We start from the raw sequence: 17833 nt of genomic DNA, 5'->3' as shown, positions 1-17833 counted from the left end.
AAGATTGCGCGTGAACGATGAATGGGCGGTCACCGCGAACGGGATCGTGAAGCGGTTCGGCGACCGGCGCGTGGTCGACGGGGTGGACATGATGGTGCCACGCGGCTCGGTGTACGGCGTGCTCGGGCCCAACGGCGCGGGTAAGACGACGACGCTGCGCATGCTGCTCGGGATCATCGAGCCCGACGAGGGTAGCCGCACGCTGCTCGGCTACGACAATCCGCGCGATGCGAGCGACCGGGTCGGCTATCTTCCCGAGGAGCGCGGGCTGTATCCGGCGATGAAGGCGCGCGAGGCGATCGCATTCCTGGGGGCCTTGCGCGGGCTCGACTGGAAGACCGGCCGCGAGCGGGCGGTGGTGCTGATGGAAGCCGCCGGGCTCGGCCATGCGGTCGACGAGAAGATCCGGAAGCTGTCGAAGGGCATGGCGCAACTGGTGCAGCTGCTCGGCTCGGTCGTGCACCAGCCTGATCTTCTGGTGCTCGACGAGCCGTTTTCGGGGCTCGATCCGGTCAACCAAGAGCGGCTCGAGAAGCTGATCCTCAACGAGCGCGATCGCGGCGCGACGATCCTGTTCTCGACGCATATCATGAGCCACGCCGAACGGCTGTGCGACCGCCTCGCGATCATCGCCGGCGGGAAGCGGCGGTTCGAGGGCACGGTCGCGGACGCGCGAGGCATATTGCCGCAACACGTCCACTACACGCCGCACCGCCCCGATCCGGCGATCCGCGGCGTGCTGCCGGCGGATGCGGTAGCGGACGGGGACAGCTGGCGGTTCGAACTGCCGAACGAAGGAATCGAGAGCTTGCTCGTGAGACTGATCGACGCGGGATACGGGATTTCAGGGCTGTCGATCGAGCGGCCCGGCCTGCACGAAGCGTTCGTAAGGATCGTTGGGCAGCATGCCGACGTCGCGAAGGAGGACGCGGCATGAGCCGTTTCCGTCGCACCCTTCGCCAGACCTTCACGATCGCGCGCCGCGACTTCATCGCCACCGTGTTCACGCCGATCTTCCTGCTGTTCCTGTTCGCGCCCCTGATCATGGGATCGTTCGGCGCGATCGGCGGACTGGGCGCGGCGAGCGTTACTGATGGTGCCCAGGACAAGACGCGGATCATCGCGATCGTCCCCGCCACCACCGCGCGGCCGATCGACGAGGCTGACGAGCGCCTGCGCGGCATGTTCCGCAGCGACGAAGCGCCCCCCGAACTGTCGATCGTCGCGCCGAACGCGGATCCCGCGGCGCAGGCGCGCGCGGCGTTCGAGACCAAGGACGTCGACGCCTCCGCAGTGCTGTACGGCCCGCTCGACGCGCCGCAGATCCTGTACGGACCGCGCGGCAAACGCTCGGCCGATTACCTCGGGCTGCTTGCGCAGACGACGCTCGCCGCGCAGAAGCTCGGCGGCACGCTGCCGACGATCGCCGCGACCAAGACGCAGATCACGCGCTCGACCACTTCGGTCGGTGGCCAGCATCAATCCGCCTTCTTCGCGGTGTTCGGGATCTTCTTCCTGACGCTGTTCCTGTCGGGCCAGGTCGTGGGCACGATGGCCGAGGAGCGTAACAACAAGGTGATCGAGGTGCTTGCCGCCGCGGTGCCGCTAGAGTCGGTGTTCTTCGGCAAGCTGATCGGGATGTTCGGAGTCGCGGTGCTGTTCGTCGCGTTCTGGGGCACCGTCGTCACACAGATCACGTCGCTGATGCCCGCCGCCGCCGCGGTGGCGCTGGGCGACCTGACGCCCGCGGTCGGCGCGCCGATGTTCGCGCTGCTGTTCGCCGCGTATTTCAGCATGGCGTACCTGTTGCTCGGCTCGGTGTTCCTCGGCGTCGGCGCGCAGGCGACGACGATGCGCGAAATCCAGATGCTGTCGCTACCGATCACGATCCTGCAGGTCGCGATGTTCGGACTGTCCTCCGCGGCGGTCTCCCACCCCGGCAGCTGGCTCGCCACCGCCGCCGAACTGTTCCCCCTCTCCTCGCCATTCGCAATGGCCGGCCGCGCGGCAAACTCGCCCGAACTGTGGCCACACGTCGCCGCGCTTGCTTGGCAGGCCTTGTGGGTGACGATTTTTATAACGGTTGGGGCCCGCCTCTTCCGTCGCGGCGTGCTGCAATCGGGAACTGCTAGGCCGTTCTGGCGGCGCAAAGCCAAGGCAGTCGCTTAACCGTTCTCCTGCGAACGCAGGAGCCCAGGGTAACGAACGCCATCCCTCGCGGTCCTGGACTCCTGCGTTCGCAGGAGAACGGGGCCTATTGACATAAGTGTCAGCAAAGCCTCTCCTGCGGCAAAACAGGGGAGAGAAACGATGGCGACTCTGGTAAGAGACGTGGCGCAACAGACGGTCGATCCGCTCGACGTGAGCCGCGCCGAACTCTACCGCGACGACCTCTGGCAGGCGCCGTTCGCCAGGCTCCGCGCCGAGTCCCCCGTCCACTATGTCGAGCACTCCGACTACGGCCCCTATTGGTCCGTCTCCTCCTACAAGGGCATCGTCGAGGTCGAATCCCTCCCCGACCTATACTCCTCCGAAGCCGGCGGCATCACGATCGCCGATTTCGTCGCCGAGCGCGACGTCCGCATGCCGATGTTCATCGCGCGAGATCGCCCCGTGCATACCGGCCAACGCCGCACGGTCGCGCCCGCCTTCACCCCCAGCGAGATGACCCGGATGTCGGGCGATATCCGGCGGCGGACCGCCGACATGCTCGACAGCCTGCCATGGAACACGCCGTTCGACTGGGTCGACACGGTCGCGATAGAACTCACCACGCAGATGCTCGCGATCCTGTTCGACTTTCCCTGGGCGGACCGACGGAAGCTGACCCTATGGTCGGACTGGGCAGGCGATATCGAGATCGTCAAGAACGAGGAACTGCGCGGCCAGCGGCTCGCGCACATGTTCGAATGCGGATCGTATTTCAAAGGCTTGTGGGACGCGAAGATCGACAAGGATCCGACGCCCGACCTGATCTCGATGATGATCCATTCGGACGCGATGAGCCACATGGATCACAACGAGTTCATCGGGAATCTCATCCTGCTGATCGTCGGCGGCAACGACACGACGCGCAATTCGATGTCGGCGCTCGCCTATGGCCTCGACAAGTTTCCGGAGTCGCGTGCGAAGCTGGAGGCGGATGCGGGGTTGATCCCCAACGCGGTCAGCGAGATCCTGCGCTGGCAGACGCCGCTCGCGCACATGCGCCGCACCGCGACCGCCGACGCGGAATTGATGGGCCGGCAGATCAAGGCCGGCGACAAACTCGCGCTCTGGTATATCTCGGCGAACCGCGACGAGAGCGTGTTCGGCGACGATGCGGATGCGATCGTAGTCGACCGCTCGAACGCGCGGCGGCACCTGGCGTTCGGCCACGGCATCCATCGTTGCGTCGGCGCACGGCTAGCCGAAATGCAGATCGCGATCCTGCTGGAGGAAATGGCGACGCGGCGCATGCGGATCAACGTGCTCGCCGAACCGACGCGGGTCGCGGCGTGCTTCGTCCACGGCTATCGCACGCTGCCGGTGGAAATCAGCAAATACTGAGGCTCGGCGTAACCTTATCGGGTGGTTCGACCGTACCTATATCCGAACCATGGAGACGAACATGACCCAGGACCGCCGCGCTTTCCTCACGCTTGCCGGAGCAGGCGTTGCCGGCTTCGCGCTCTGGGGATGCACGTCGCAGCCCGCGCAGGCCGCCGAGCGGTTCGAAGTGACGCTGACCGACGCGCAGTGGCGCAAGAAACTGTCGCCCGACGCGTATAACGTGCTCCGCAAGGATGGTACCGAAGTCCCGTATTCGAGCCCGCTCAACGCGGAGCATCGCGCGGGTATCTTCTCGTGCGGCGGGTGCGCGCTGCCGAACTTCTCGTCGAAGACGAAGTTCGAAAGCGGGACGGGGTGGCCGAGCTTCTGGCAGCCCTTGCCGAACGCGGTGCGAACGCGGGTGGATTCGACGATGGGGATGGGGCGGACCGAGGTGCACTGCCGCCGGTGCGGCGGGCATCTCGGGCACGTGTTCGATGATGGACCTAAGCCGACGGGGAAGCGCTATTGCATGAACGGCGATGCGCTGACGTTCAAAGCTGCTTGAGGGCGTTCATTTGAACGTGTTCGGCGCGTATCGGAACTGAGCAGTTAGCGTGTTCCCCCGCGAAGGCGGGGATCCAGACTGGGCTCCCGCCTTCGCGGGAGAACAAGAAGTTTAGTCGAACAGTGATCGCCCTTAGAAGACACCCCCCCGGCGAAGGCCGGGGTCCAGTTGGGGGACGCCGCTAACAAAGGTGGCGGTCTGGCACTGCGACCTTTCCAACTGGGCCCCGGCCTTCGCCGGGGTGGTGTCGTTAGGATAAGGTTGGTGCACTGAACCGTCGAAGTGTGATCGGAAGCGAGACTTCGAGTGTAGAGCGTTGACTGTCGATAACGTCAGGCGACTGTCACAAAGACGAACCTCAGTTCGCCTCGTTCACCAGCGTGAAGATCCCGCGCGGATCGGTCGGGCCGTGCTGGATCGTCGCAAGCTGCGCAGCATTGGCGCGCTGCGTTGCAGACACGGTGTGGGTCGCACTCGCCATCTGGTACGAAGGCTGCGCCGGCGCATCGAGCGTATCGCCAGCAGGCGCGTGGCCCGAATAGATGAAGCCCTTGGTCGGATAGGCCGAGGTGCCGAGGTCGCCCTGCGGACCGTACCAGACCTTGACCATGCTCCAGTCACCCGCCGGCGAGACGTCGACCGCACGGACGTTGGTCTCGATCGCGCCGGGGCGTGACCAGTTGGCGTGGGTGAGGAGGACTTCGCGGTCGCTGACGACCCTTGAGACCATCGCGACATGGCCGACGCGCATCCGCGAGGTCGGCGAGAAGGCGAGGACCGAGCCGGCCTTCGGGGTGTGGCCACGCTCGTAGCGACCCTCGGCCTGGCTCCACCAGGTGTTCGCGTTGCCGCGGATTTCGATGCCCGAAACCGAGCGGGCGAACGTCACGCACTGCCAGAACTGGGCCGCAGCAGGGGTGGCCGTCATCAGGCCGCACGATACCACCAGCGCAAAACGCGCTGCTAACGCCTTGAAATTCATCGAGACCCCCCGGCCAAAACCCGTTTGTCGCATTCTGCGCTACGGGAGGTTCGATTTAATTGGAACCCGTGCGGGAACCATATCCGACGAAGCGTGTTACCGCGCCGACCAACGCCCGAAATGGCGTCCAGACAGGCTCAGTTCATGAGTTTCCAACCGGTTATGCGGTCCACGGTGACCTGCGTAACCGCGTGATAGCCCGGCCGCGCCTTGCCGTAGATCTCCATCGCCAGCTTGTGACCCCAGTCGCCCGAGTCCATCATCTGCTGGAACAACGGCGCGACGAATTTCCGGCGTCCCTGCGAGGTCAGGAACTGCTCGGCCGAGGCGTCGGCCGGCGCATAGTGGTTGGCGAGCGCGAGTTGCAGCCAGGCGAAGCGGATCTCGGCGTTGCCCGTCGTGTTCCAGCCGAACGCGGTATCGAGCGTCTTCAACCGCTCGGCCGGGAGTTTCCGCGGGAGCTGCGTGATGAACCGCGTGATCTCCTGCGTTGTAGCCTTGCCGGGCACGCCCGAGACGGGACCGCCAGCCGCATACGCCTTGGCCGCCGCGTCGACCGCGGGGAAAGCGGCGGACGTTACATGCACCGCGTTCGCTGGGATGCCGGGGCTATAGACCCAGGTGTCGACGCCGATCGTCCTGGCTTCGGCGGGAGTCAGCAGCTTCGACTTGAGGTCGGCGAGAAAGCCGGCGCTAGTCTGCGGCTGGAAGGCGTGGCGGTCGAAATAGCTGCGCAGATACGCATCCCACCGCGCACGGCCGACCTGCTTCTCGATCGTGCGGAGGAACGCGGCGCCCTTGTCGTAGGCGATCTGCGTCATGCCGTCGTCGGGATCGCGCGCCGCGTCGAGATCGAGATGGAGTTGCGTGTCCTTCGCGGCGGGACCACCGGCGTCCTTTACAGCGGCGAGCATGTCGGTCCAGGCGAGGTCGGCCTCCATGTCCGCGCGGCGCTTGCCGTAGAGCGCTTCCATGATCCGGTTCTCGAAATAGCTGGTGAAGCCTTCGTTGAGCCAGAAATCGTCCCACGTCGCGTTCGTCACGAGATTGCCCGACCAGCTGTGCGCAAGCTCGTGCGCGATCAGCGATACGAGGCTGCGGTCGCCGGCGATCGCGGTCGGCGTCGCGAAGGTGAGCGTCGGGTTCTCCATGCCGCCGAACGGGAACGACGGCGGCAGGACCAGCACGTCGTAGCGGCCCCAGCGATACGGGCCGTACAGCCCTTCGGCGGCGGCGACGAACTTCTCGAGTTCACCGAATTCATACGCGGCCTTGGGCAAGGTCGCGGGTTCGGCCCAGATCCCGGTGCGCGGGCCGGTCGACTTGAACGCGATGTCGCCGACCGCGAGCGCGATCAGGTACGGCGCGACGGGCTTGTCCATCTTGTACTGGAACGTGCAGCGATCCGCGACGCAGGCGGGCTTGCCGGTCGCGAGCCCGCTCATCACCGCGGTGAGTTGCTTGGGGACGGCGATCTTGGCCTCCCAGGTCTGGCGGATGCCGGGGGAGTCCTGCGTCGGGATCCAGCTGCGGTTGAGGATCGCCTCGCCCTGGCTGAACAGGAACGGCTGTTTCTTGCCCGCGGTCTGCGCAGGGGTGAGCCATTGCAGCGCCTTCGCGTCGGGGGACGAGGCGTAGGCGATGCGGATTTTCTTGGCACCGTTGAGGGCGACGGTGAGCGGTGCGCCGTGAATCTTGTCGACCGCGCCTACCGAGTAGGGGAGCGGCTTGCCGGCGGCGTCGGTGATGTTGACGATCTTGAGGCCGTTGTCGTCGAGGACAAGCTTGGCGCCCGGCTTTGCGAGGATGTCGAGGGTGGCGATGCCGCGGATGACGTGGGTGTCGAAGTCGGCGGCGAGATCCAGCGCGACGTGGGTGACGCGGGCTTCAGCGGGGCGGGCATAGCTGTGCGGGTCGTGCGCGTCGGGGGTGGTGAGGATCGGTGCGATCGTTTGCGCGGCGGCGGGGGATGCGAGGACGAGACCGAGGGCGGTGGCTATAGCGGGGATGCGCATGGGAACTCCGATGTCGCCGTTCCAAGGGGAAGGCCAAGCATCGGTCCTACCGCGCGGGTCCCGTTGCTGGAAGGGCGGGGTTAGCGCGTCCTCGCGATCCTCCCCCGCAAGGGGGAGGTGTCACCGAAGGTGACGGAGGGGGAGGACACGGAACGCACGTTTCGCATGCCTCCCCCTCCGTCTGGCAAGGGCCAGCCACCTCCCCCTGGCGGGGGAGGATCATACGAGGTGGCGTCGTTAGTCGTTGCGAACCGGTGTCGTTGCCAGTCTAGCCAGCCGTGCCTCGTGTTCGACGCGGCCGAAGGGGAAGCGCGAGAAGAAGAACGCCGAGACGCACGCCAGCACGATATAAAGGCCGGCATAGATCAGCGTCAGCCGGTCGATCGTCTCCACCGGCACGGTCCCCGGCGTTGCCTTGACGGGGAAGCCCGCCACCGCGAGGATCATCCCCGCGAAGAATATCCCGATCCCGCTCGTGCATTTCTGGACGAAGAACGAGCCGGCGAAGAACACGCCTTCCGACCGCCGGCCCGTCTTCGCCTCCGAATCCTCGACTACGTCGGCCATCATCGACGCGCCGAGGATGAACCCGGTGACGTTCGACGCGGTGCCGAGGATGAAGAGCCCGAACAGCATCGGCAGTAGCGTGGGCTCGCCGACCTCCGGAAACACGCCGAGCATCCGCAGCCAGTACGGCGACGTATTGAGCGCCGCGCCGAGCAGTACCGCGCCCATCGCCGCCTTCGGCTTGCTCCCCGTCCTGCCAAGCCGGGGCGCGGCGAGGAACGCGAGGAACACACCCGAGAACAGCGCAATCGTCAGATAGACGAACACCGGCCCCTTGAAGCCCCACACATAGGTGTAGAGGTAGTTCGACATCGCATAGCTGATGCCCTGAATCGTGTACGCGCAGACCCCCGCCGCCATCAGGATCGCGAAGGCGCGGTTTTTCACGGTCTGGCGCAGTTCGGCGAAGGACTCGCGGAGAGTCTGTTTGGCGATCGGCGGGTTCGGCAGATGCCTGATCTCGTGATGCGTGCCGAGCGCGGAAACGAGGATCGCGACGCCGATGAAGATCGCCCCCGCTAGCGCGAAGCCACTGTATCCGGCGCGGTTCAGCAGGCCGTTCGGGAATGCCGCGGTCGACGCGAGGAAATACTGGTACGCCGACAACAGCATCAGCAGCCCGCCGACCCAGCCGAACAGATAGCGATACGCCATGATCCGCGTCCGCTCGTCATAGCCCGACGTCAGCTCGGGGGTCAGCGCGACCGAGGGGACCTCGTAGCAACTCACCGCGCTGCGCACGAGCACCGCCATGACGAACAGCCAGACGAGCGTCTGCGGCTCCGACATTATCGCGGGCGGGTTCCACAGCAGCAGCCAGCCGATCATGATGGGGAGTGCGGAGGCGTACATCCACGGATGCCGCCTGCCCCATCTGGTCCGTGTCCGATCGGAAAAGAAGCCCACCGCCGGATCGACGAACGCATCGATCAGCAGCGCCATCATGATGACGAGCCCGACGGTGGCGGACGGGAGTCCCACCACCTGGTTGTAGAACAGCAGCAGGAACGTGCCGAACCCGGCGTCCTTCACCCCGTACGCGACCGCGCCGAAGCCGTAGCTCGCCATCGTGCCGGTCGAGAGGCGGCGGGCGGGTGCCGTCACTTCAATTTGTCGAGCATGGCGAACAGCGAGGGTTGCGCAGGGTCCCAGCTCGGCCGCGTGCCGATCGTCATGCCGCCATCCACGAGGATGTGCGTGCCGGTGATGAAACTCGCATCGTCGCTCGCGAGGAACGCGACCGCGGCGGCGATGTCCTCGCTGGTGCCGGGGCGGCGGATCGGCTGCGCGTCGGCGGCGATATGCGCGATCATCGCATCGGCCTGCGTCGTCTTGGCGGCGTCGAGTTCGAGCGTGCGCGTGAAGATGTTGGTGACGATGAAGCCGGGGACGACCGCGTTCACGCGGATCTTGTGCTGCGCGAGATCGGCGGCGGCCTGCTTGGTCAGGTGGAGCACGCCGGCCTTGGCGGTGGAATAGGCGGTCGGTGCATAGCCGGTGCCGAGCGCGGATACCGACGAGGTGTTGACGATCGCGCCGCCGCCGCGTTTCGCCATCAGCGGTGCGGCATAGCGGATGCCGAGCGCGACCGAGCGAAGGAGCAGCGCCTGCGTGCAGTCCCAATCCTCGGGGGAAATCTCGCCGATCGGGTCGCGCGAGCCGCCCGCGCCGGCATTGTTGAACAGGATGTCGAGCCCGCCCGCATCGTCGGCGGTCTGCATCAGCGCCTCGATGTCACCCGCTTGCAGCACGTCGGTACGCTGGAACAGGATCCGGCCACCGGATGCGTCGGCAAGCGCGTGGCCGCCGGCTTCGTCGATGTCGCCGATCAGCACGGTAGCGCCTTCGTCAGCGAGTCGCAGCGCGGTCGCCCGGCCGATGCCCGACGCGCCGCCGGTCACGACGGCACGCTTGCCTGAAAACCTCACACGCTCTCTCCTGCTCTTTTGGCGAGCATAGTACGGGCTTCGCACTCGTCAATGACGGCTGGTTCGAAAAACGGGTTTGCGGCGGGCGGCGCTCGGCGATACCAAGCAGCCAAACATTCGGAGGATGCGTGATGGATACGACCAACCTGTTCCGGCTCGACGGCCGCGTCGCGCTCATCACAGGCGGCAGCCGCGGAATCGGCAAGATGATCGCCGCCGGCTTCATCGCGCAGGGGGCAAAGGTGTATATCTCGTCACGCAAGGCCGACGTGTGCGAGGCGGCGGCCGCGGAACTCGGGCCGAACTGCATCGCATTGCCGCAGGACGTCTCGACGGTGGCGGGGTGCAAGGCGCTCGCCGCGCAGTTCGCCGAGCATGAGTCGCAGCTCGATATCCTCGTGAACAACGCGGGCGCGGCGTGGGGCGTGCCGTTCGAGGAGTTTTCGGAGGTCGGCTGGGACAAGGTCATGGACCTGAACGTGAAGTCGCCGTTCTTCCTCACGCAGGCGCTGCATGCGGCGCTGAAGGCGTCGGGCTCGCGCGAGAAGCCTGCGAAGGTGATCAACATCACCTCGATCGACGGACAGCGGCTGAACCCGTGGGAGACGTACAGCTATCATGCGTCGAAGTCGGCGCTGATCTACCTGACGAAGCGGATGGCGGCGCGGCTGGTGACGGATTCGATCAACGTCACCTCGATCGCGCCGGGCGCGTTTGCGAGCGACATGAACAAGGCCGCGCGGGATCACGGCGATGCGGTGGCACAGGGGATTCCGGCGAAGCGGGTTGGGGTGGACGAAGATATGGCGGGCGCGGCGATCTACCTGGCGAGCCGAGCTGGGGATTATGTGATTGGGGAGACTATCACGGTGGACGGTGGCCTGGTGCACGCGTCACTCGGCACAAGCATCGACGCCTGAGGTTCTGCGTCCCTCGCCCCTCCGGGGAGAGGGAGGGAGGAGCGCTTGCGACGGAAGGGAGAGGGGCTTTGGGACGAACCGTCCCGAGCCTCAAGCCCCTCTCCCTTCCCACGGCAAGCGCCGCGGGCCCCTTCCCTCTCCCCGTAGGGGCGAGGGAATTTAGCGGGCGATACCACCTGCCGCGAGCACCGCCAGCGTCACCAGTTCGCTTGCGGTCGAGGTCATCGGCGCAACCTGGACCGGCTTCTCCATCCCGATCAGCATCGGACCGATGACCGAGTCCCCGCCCAGTTCCCGCAACAACTTCGCCGAGATATGCGCTGACTGGAGCCCTGGCATGATCAGCACGTTCGCGGGCCCCGACAGCCGCGCAAACGGATAGTTCGCCAACTGCTTCGGGTTCAGCGCCACATCCGGCGCCATCTCGCCCTCGTACTCGAAGCCGACCTTCCGGCCGTCGAGTACCGTCACCGCATCGCGGATATTGTCGAGCCATTCGCCCTTCGGGTTGCCGAAGTTCGAATAGCTCAGGAACGCCACGCGCGGCTCATGCCCCATCCGCCGCGCGACCGCCGCGGTCTGCTCGGCGAAGTCGGCGAGCTGCTCGGCGGTCGGGCGTTCGTTCACCGTTGTATCGGCGATGAACACCGTATGGCTCTGCCCGACCAGCAGATGAATTCCGAACGGCGTCTTCCCCGCCGCCGGATCGATCACGCGATAAATCTGGCGCATCGTCTCGCCGTACGTCCGCGTGATGCCGGTGATCATCGCGTCGCCTTCGCCGAGCTGGAGCAGCAGCGCGCCGAAGATGTTGCGGTCCTGGTTGACCATCCGCTCGCAATCCCGGCGCAGATACCCGCGACGCTGGAGGCGCGAATAGAGAAAGTCGACCATCCGCGGCACGTGCGGCGAGACGCGGCTGTTGTGGAGTTCGAAGCTCTCGGGATCGGTGACGCCGAGCGCGCGCAACCGGTCGGGCACGTCGTCGCGACCGACCAGCACCGGCGTGCCGTAGCCGCCTTCCTTGAACGCGATTGCCGCGCGCAGGACGACTTCCTCCTCGCCCTCCGCGAAGATCACGCGCTTGGGATGCGCGCGCGCGCCTTCATAGGCCATCGACAGCACCGAGGTGGTCGGGTTGAGGCGGGCTCTCAAAGAATGGCGATACGCTTCGATGTCGAGGATAGGCTTGGTCGCGACGCCCGAGGCCATTGCCGCCTTGGCGACCGCGACGGGGACGACTTCCATCAGGCGTGGATCGAACGGCGCGGGGATGATATAGGCTGGGCCGAAGCTGTGGCTGACGCCGTATGCTGCGGCGACCTCCTCGGGCACGCGTTCGCGCGCGAGTTCGGCGATCGCGTTGGCGGCGGCGATCTTCATCGCGTCGTTGATGCCGGTCGCGCGGACGTCCAACGCACCGCGGAAGATGAACGGGAAGCCGAGTACGTTGTTGACCTGGTTCGGATAGTCCGAGCGGCCGGTCGCGACGATCGCATCGGGGCGCGCGGCCATCGCGAGTTCGGGGCGGATCTCCGGCTCGGGGTTGGCCATCGCGAAGATGATCGGCGCGGGGGCCATGTCCTTGACCATCTCCGGCGTCAGCGATCCCGCTGCCGAGAGGCCGAGAAACACGTCGGCGCCGACCAATGCCTCGGTCAAGGTGCGCGTTTCGGTCACCGCTGCATGGGCCGACTTCCACTGATCGACGCCCTCGCGACCCTGGTAGATCACGCCCTTGCGGTCGCAGAGGATGACGTTGTCGCCGCGCACGCCCATCGCCTTGACGAGCTCGGTGCAGGCGATCGCCGCGGCGCCGGCGCCGTTGACGACGATCTTGACCTCGGACAGCTTGCGCCCGGTGAGCAGGCACGCGTTGATCAGCCCGGCGGCGGTGATGATCGCGGTGCCGTGCTGGTCGTCATGGAAAACGGGGATGTTCATCCGCTCGCGCAACGCCTGCTCGATGATGAAGCATTCGGGCGCCTTGATATCCTCGAGGTTGATGCCGCCGAACGTCGGTTCCATCAGCTCGACCGCGTCGATGAAGCGGTTCACGTCCTCGGTCTTCAGCTCGATGTCGATCGCGTCGACGTCGGCGAAGCGCTTGAAGAGGACGGCCTTGCCTTCCATCACCGGCTTGCTGGCGAGCGGCCCGAGATTGCCCATCCCGAGGATCGCGGTACCGTTCGAGATCACCGCGACGAGGTTACCCTTCGCGGTGTAATCGTAGACGGTGGCGGGATCGTCGTAGATCGCCTGCACCGGCACCGCGACGCCGGGCGAATAGGCAAGCGCGAGATCGCGCTGCGTCGCCATCGGCTTCGACGCGATGATCTCGATCTTCCCCGGACGGCCTTCCGAATGGAAGAGCAAGGCTTCGCGTTCGGAGAATTGCAGCGTTTCGTCGGACATTGGCGGGCCTCGCACGGTCGTTAGGTTTGGAGAACCTTCTAGGCAGGTGGCCGCCGTTCGTCACCCCGGACACTTCGCCCTAGCGGATGGCCACCACCTACCGGCACCACCCCGGCGAAGGCCGGGGCCCAATTGGAAAGGCCGGCGTAACGACGGACCCCGCTTCGTTATTACCGTCCCCCAATTGGGCCCCGGCCTCCGCCGGGGTGGTGATGGTGCGGGGGCGGTAGAAACTCCTTCTCCCCCTCGGGGAGAAGGTGGCGCGCCTGCGCCGGATGAGGGGTGGTTGGGGTGCGCGCCCGAGCCTCACGCCCCCTCACCCTCCCACGCTATGCGCGGGCCCCTCCCTCTCCCCGAGGGGAGAGGGGTTTTATGGGGCGCGGCTTTTCGCTACCCGCCCCTGATGTCGCACCCCGCCCCTACCCCCATGATGACGCAGTATCTCGGCCTGAAGGCGGAGGCGCAGGATTGCCTGTTGTTCTACCGGATGGGCGATTTCTTCGAACTGTTCATGGACGATGCGCGGATCGCGGCGGGGGTGCTCGATATCGCGCTGACCGCGCGCGGCGAGCATGAGGGCAAGCCGATCCCGATGTGCGGCGTGCCCGTCCACGCGGCGACGGTGTACCTGCAACGACTGATCAAAGCCGGCCACCGCGTCGCAATCGCCGAGCAGGTCGAGAGCCCGGCGGAAGCCAAAGCGCGCGGCGGCTCGAAGGCGCTCGTCGCACGCGCGATCGTCCGCGTGGTTACCGCGGGGACGCTGACCGAGGAGGCGTTGCTCGACGCGCGCAGCGACAATTGGTGCGTGGCGATCGGCGAGGCCGGCGGGTCGGTCGCGATCGCGGCGGCGGACGTGTCGACCGGGCGGTTCGAGATCGTCGGGGTTGCGGGCGATGCTGTCGAGGCGGAACTTGCGCGGCTTGGCGCGGCCGAAGTCGTCGCATCGGAGGCGAGCCAGTTCGAGGAGGCGGCTACCACGCTACGGCCGAAGATCGACTTCGACAGCGGCACGGGCGAGGCTCGCTTGAAGCGGCTGTACGGCGTAGCGACGCTCGACGGGTTCGGACAGTTCGGGCGCGCGGGGCTCGCCGCAGCCGGAGGGCTGGTCGCGTATCTGGAGCATAATGCGAAGGGCACGATGCCCTTCCTCCGCCCCCCGCGGATCGGCCGGGCGGCGGAGACGATGGCGATCGATGCCGCCAGCCGCGAGAGCCTGGAACTGACCTGCACCACCGGCGGCGTGCGCAAAGGGAGCCTGCTCGATGCGGTCGACCGGACCGTGACGGGAGCCGGCGCGCGGTTGCTCGGCGCGGATCTCGGCGCGCCGTTGATGGACAGGGCGGCGATCGACGCGCGGCTCGACCTGGTGCGGCTGTTCCACGACGACCAGGCGGCGCGCGAGCGGTTGCGCTCGACCTTGCGCGCGCTGCCCGACATCGGCCGCGCGCTCGGGCGACTCGCGGCGGGGCGCGGCGGCCCGCGCGATCTCGGGCAGCTACGCGACGGGCTCGACGGCGCGTGGAGCCTTGGCGAGCGGATGGATGCGATCGTCGATCCGCCGGTGCTGCTCCGGGACATCGCGCCGAGGTTGCGCGGACATGGCGCGCTGATCGACCTGCTCAAGCGCGCGCTGGTGCCGTCGCCACCGATCGAGGCATCGGACGGCGGGTATATCGCGGCCGGCTATGACGCGGCGCTCGACGACCTGCGCGATGCCGGCGCTGGCGGGCGGCGGGCGATCGCCGCGCTGGAGGCGGAGTTCCGCACCGCGACCGGCGTCACCGCGTTGAAGATCCGCCACAACGGCGTGCTCGGCTATCATGTAGAGGTCCCCGCGCGCGCTGCGGACCCGTTGATGAAGCCCGAGAGCGGTTTCACGCATCGCCAAACGCTCGCGGGCGTGGTCCGATTCAATACCCCTGCGCTGCACGAAGTCGCGGCGAAGGTGTCGCAGGCCGGCGCACACGCGCTCGCGGCGGAGGCGGCGCATCTGGAAGAACTCACCGCGCAAGCGTTGGCGGGACGCGAGACGATCGCCGCGACGGCGGATGCGCTCGCGCGGCTCGACGTTGCCGCGGGGCTGGCGGAGCGTGCGGCAGAAGGCGCCTGGGCGCGGCCTTCGCTGGTCGATCACGCGTGTTTCGAGATCGAGGGCGGCCGGCATCCGGTGGTCGAGGCGGCGGTGGCCAAGTCGGGCGACCGGTTCGTCGCCAACGACTGCAATCTGTCGGAAAGTTCGCGGCTGTGGCTCGTCACCGGCCCGAACATGGGCGGTAAATCGACCTTCCTCCGCCAGAACGCGCTGATCGCAGTCCTCGCGCAGGCCGGGTCGTACGTGCCTGCGACCAAGGCGACACTAGGTCTGGTCGACCGGCTGTTCAGCCGCGTAGGTGCGTCGGACAACCTTGCGCGCGGACGGTCGACGTTCATGGTCGAGATGGTCGAGACCGCGGCGATCCTCGCGCAGGCGACGCCGCGCAGCTTCGTAATTCTCGACGAAGTCGGGCGCGGCACGTCGACCTATGACGGCCTCGCGATCGCCTGGGCGGTGGTCGAGGCGATCCACGAGGACAATCGCTGCCGCTGCCTGTTCGCGACGCATTATCACGAGCTGACGCGCCTGGCGGAGCGCTGCGAGGCGCTGTCGCTACACCACGTCCGCGCGCGAGAGTGGAAGGGCGAGCTGGTTCTGCTCCACGAACTCGCCGACGGCCCGGCGGATCGGAGTTACGGACTGGCGGTCGCGCGGCTGGCGGGGATGTCGCCGGTGACGGTGGCGCGCGCGAAGGCGGTGCTGGCGAAACTCGAAGCCGGACGCGCAAAGACCGGTGGGCTCGCGGCCGGGCTGGACGACCTGCCGTTGTTCGCGGCCGCTGCGCAGGTCGAGGAGGCGGCGTGCGACGTGCTGCGCGAGGATCTGGCGAAACTCGACATCGACGCGATGAGCCCGCGGGATGCGCTGGAGGCGCTGTACCGGTTGAAGGCGCTCGCGAACGAGGGCTGAGCGCTTCCCCCGTCATGCCGGACTCGTTCCGGCATCCACCGTTCCGCATGGTCGAGAGAATTGAGTGCGCGGGACGGTGGGCCCCGGCCTCCGCCGGGGTGACGGAGTGGGTTGGTGGCAGGGTAAACTCCTCCCCTCCCTGGAAGGGAGGGGTTGGGGGTGGGTCGGGTTCCGCATGTCCTTGCGGTTGCGACCTAAACCGGCCGACCCACCCCCCGCCCCTCCCTTTCCAGGGAGGGGGGACCGTTGCGTGATTGGCGACGTGCGAGAATGCTATCCCGCGTCCTAGTATCTCACGATACGTCGATGCTAGGCGGCGGCCGGATTTAGCGGAGCGCGGGCTTTGGGCGGACATCATCACGGACATGACCATTCGCATGGTCACTCGCATAGCCACGGAGGAGGCCACGGCCACTCGCACGGCGGCCATAGCCACGCCCCGGCCTCGTTCGATCGGGCGTTCGCGATCGGCATCGGCCTCAACATCGTCTTCGTCATCGTCGAGGCGATCGTCGGCCTGCGCATCGACTCGGTCGCGCTGCTCGCCGACGCGGGCCATAACCTGTGCGACGTGCTCGGCCTCGTCGTCGCCTGGGGCGGCACGATGCTCGCGCGCACCGCACCGACCAAGCGCTACACCTACGGGCTGAAGGGCTCGACGATCCTCGCCGCGCTCGCCAACGCCTTGCTGTTGCTGGTCGCGCTCGGCGCGATCGTGCTGGAGGCGTCGCAGCGCTTCTCGGATCCCGCCCCAACCGCCGGCCTCACCGTGTCGATGGTCGCCGGCATCGGCATCGCCGTCAACGCGTTCACGGCCTGGATGTTCGCACGCGGCCGCAAGGGCGACGTCAACATCCGCGGCGCGTACCTCCACATGGCCGCCGACGCGCTCGTCTCGGCCGGCGTGGTGATCGCCGGCTTCGTGATCTGGCGCACCGGCCTCACCTGGATCGATCCCGCGGTGAGCATCGTCATCGCGGTCCTGATCTTCTGGCAGACCTGGGGCCTGCTCCGCGAGACCGTCGAGATGTCGCTGTCCGCCGTCCCCCGCGGCATCGAGTTCGACCATGTCGACGAGGCGCTGTGCAGCCTGCCCGGCGTCACCGAGATCCACGATCTCCACATCTGGCCGATGAGCACCACCGAACCCGTCCTCACCGCGCATCTGGTAATCCCCGCCGGCCACCCCGGCGACCAATTCCTCAGCAACGCCAGGACGATGCTCCACGACAAATTCGGCATCGGCCACGCCACGTTGCAGGTCGAGACGGGCCACGGCCACGACTGCTCGATGGCGGATAAGGCTACTGTTTGAACTGGCGTCTGAACTTGACCGTTTGAACTTTTCCGGTGCGGCACGGGTTACCGTGTCACGCATCAGGAGATTATCCCATGAAGAAGCATCTTATCGCAGCGTTGATGTCGGTCGCCGTCGCAGCGCCGGCGATGCTGCCGACCGCCGCGACCGCGCAGCGTTACGACGATCGCCGCGACAATAATGACCGTCGCGATCGTGACGACCGCCGTTTCAACAACGACCGCCGCGGCAACGACCGCAACTGGCGTGGCGACGACCGCAACTGGGATCCGTCGAACAGCTACCGCGACGGCAAGTATCGCGAGCGCCGCCTTAGCCGCAACGACCGGATCTATCGTGGTCGCGACGGCCGCGCCTATTGCAAGCGCAACGACGGCACGACCGGCCTTGTGATCGGCGCTCTCGGCGGCGGCGCGCTGGCGAACCTGATCGGTGGCGGCACGCTCGGTACGCTGGCGGGTGCCGGTGGCGGCGCACTGCTCGGCCGTTCGGTCGACCGCGGCAACGTGAAGTGCCGCTGAGCTTCAGCCGAAGCTAGCGAACAAGGGAGCGGCGGCCGAGCGATCGGCCGCCGTTTTCGTA

At 66.9% G+C, this 17833-nt stretch carries 13 protein-coding genes; 8 read left to right on the top strand and 5 right to left on the bottom strand.

The window, feature by feature from the left end:
* Window positions 1–10: 10 nt before the first annotated feature.
* From O6X71_RS08670 to msrB, 4 genes are all read left to right on the top strand, one after another.
* Entirely contained in the window at window positions 11–937 is a 927-nt protein-coding gene (locus O6X71_RS08670) for an ABC transporter ATP-binding protein (protein WP_353465482.1), read from the top strand.
* Window positions 934–2169 carry an ABC transporter permease gene (locus O6X71_RS08665; RefSeq protein WP_353465481.1) on the top strand — a complete coding sequence of 412 codons (1236 nt, stop codon included), beginning with the start codon at window positions 934–936 and terminating at the stop codon, window positions 2167–2169. Before O6X71_RS08670 ends, O6X71_RS08665 begins: the two co-directional genes overlap by 4 nt.
* 141 nt (window positions 2170–2310) lie before the next feature.
* Window positions 2311–3549, top strand: a complete 1239-nt coding sequence (locus tag O6X71_RS08660) for a cytochrome P450 (protein WP_353465480.1) — start codon at window positions 2311–2313, stop codon at window positions 3547–3549.
* A 49-nt stretch (window positions 3550–3598) separates the two neighbouring features.
* Window positions 3599–4099 (top strand): peptide-methionine (R)-S-oxide reductase MsrB, encoded by a 501-nt coding sequence (gene msrB, locus O6X71_RS08655; protein ID WP_247599598.1) that lies wholly within the window; start codon window positions 3599–3601, stop codon window positions 4097–4099.
* Window positions 4100–4457: 358 nt separating this feature from the next.
* On the opposite strand, the gene O6X71_RS08650 is transcribed toward msrB, so the two are convergent.
* From O6X71_RS08650 to O6X71_RS08635, 4 genes are all read right to left on the bottom strand, one after another.
* Complete coding sequence (locus tag O6X71_RS08650) at window positions 4458–5081, bottom strand: CHAP domain-containing protein (protein ID WP_353465478.1); 624 nt, start codon at window positions 5079–5081, stop codon at window positions 4458–4460.
* A 137-nt stretch (window positions 5082–5218) separates the two neighbouring features.
* On the bottom strand, window positions 5219–7096 hold the full coding sequence (locus O6X71_RS08645) for a M1 family metallopeptidase (RefSeq protein ID WP_353465477.1): 1878 nt from the start codon (window positions 7094–7096) through the stop codon (window positions 5219–5221).
* Between the two features lie 237 nt (window positions 7097–7333).
* Window positions 7334–8767, bottom strand: coding sequence for an MFS transporter (locus tag O6X71_RS08640; protein WP_353465476.1), 1434 nt, complete (start codon window positions 8765–8767; stop codon window positions 7334–7336).
* On the bottom strand, window positions 8764–9591 hold the full coding sequence (locus tag O6X71_RS08635) for an SDR family NAD(P)-dependent oxidoreductase (protein ID WP_353465474.1): 828 nt from the start codon (window positions 9589–9591) through the stop codon (window positions 8764–8766). The genes O6X71_RS08640 and O6X71_RS08635 overlap by 4 nt, the downstream gene beginning before the upstream one ends.
* A 131-nt stretch (window positions 9592–9722) precedes the next feature.
* Between O6X71_RS08635 and O6X71_RS08630 the strand changes: the two genes are divergently transcribed.
* Window positions 9723–10511, top strand: coding sequence for an SDR family oxidoreductase (locus tag O6X71_RS08630; RefSeq protein WP_107963835.1), 789 nt, complete (start codon window positions 9723–9725; stop codon window positions 10509–10511).
* 159 nt (window positions 10512–10670) lie between these two features.
* On the opposite strand, the gene O6X71_RS08625 is transcribed toward O6X71_RS08630, so the two are convergent.
* Window positions 10671–12926 carry an NADP-dependent malic enzyme gene (locus O6X71_RS08625; protein ID WP_353465473.1) on the bottom strand — a complete coding sequence of 752 codons (2256 nt, stop codon included), beginning with the start codon at window positions 12924–12926 and terminating at the stop codon, window positions 10671–10673.
* A 427-nt stretch (window positions 12927–13353) separates the two neighbouring features.
* Here O6X71_RS08625 and mutS point away from each other — a divergent pair, with 427 nt between their 5' ends.
* From mutS to O6X71_RS08610, 3 genes are all read left to right on the top strand, one after another.
* Window positions 13354–15933, top strand: a complete 2580-nt coding sequence (gene mutS / locus O6X71_RS08620) for a DNA mismatch repair protein MutS (RefSeq protein WP_353465872.1) — start codon at window positions 13354–13356, stop codon at window positions 15931–15933.
* 343 nt (window positions 15934–16276) lie between these two features.
* Window positions 16277–17248: a cation diffusion facilitator family transporter gene (locus O6X71_RS08615; protein ID WP_353465471.1), complete on the top strand. Its 972-nt coding sequence runs from the start codon at window positions 16277–16279 to the stop codon at window positions 17246–17248.
* Between the two features lie 77 nt (window positions 17249–17325).
* Window positions 17326–17772: a hypothetical protein gene (locus O6X71_RS08610; protein WP_056061027.1), complete on the top strand. Its 447-nt coding sequence runs from the start codon at window positions 17326–17328 to the stop codon at window positions 17770–17772.
* Window positions 17773–17833 lie beyond the last annotated feature (61 nt).

The organism is Sphingomonas faeni, from assembly GCF_040407505.1.
Lineage (GTDB): Bacteria > Pseudomonadota > Alphaproteobacteria > Sphingomonadales > Sphingomonadaceae > Sphingomonas > Sphingomonas faeni_E.
The sequence above is the reverse complement of the archived record's forward strand: the minus strand, read 5'-3'. Positions and strand labels throughout refer to the sequence as shown.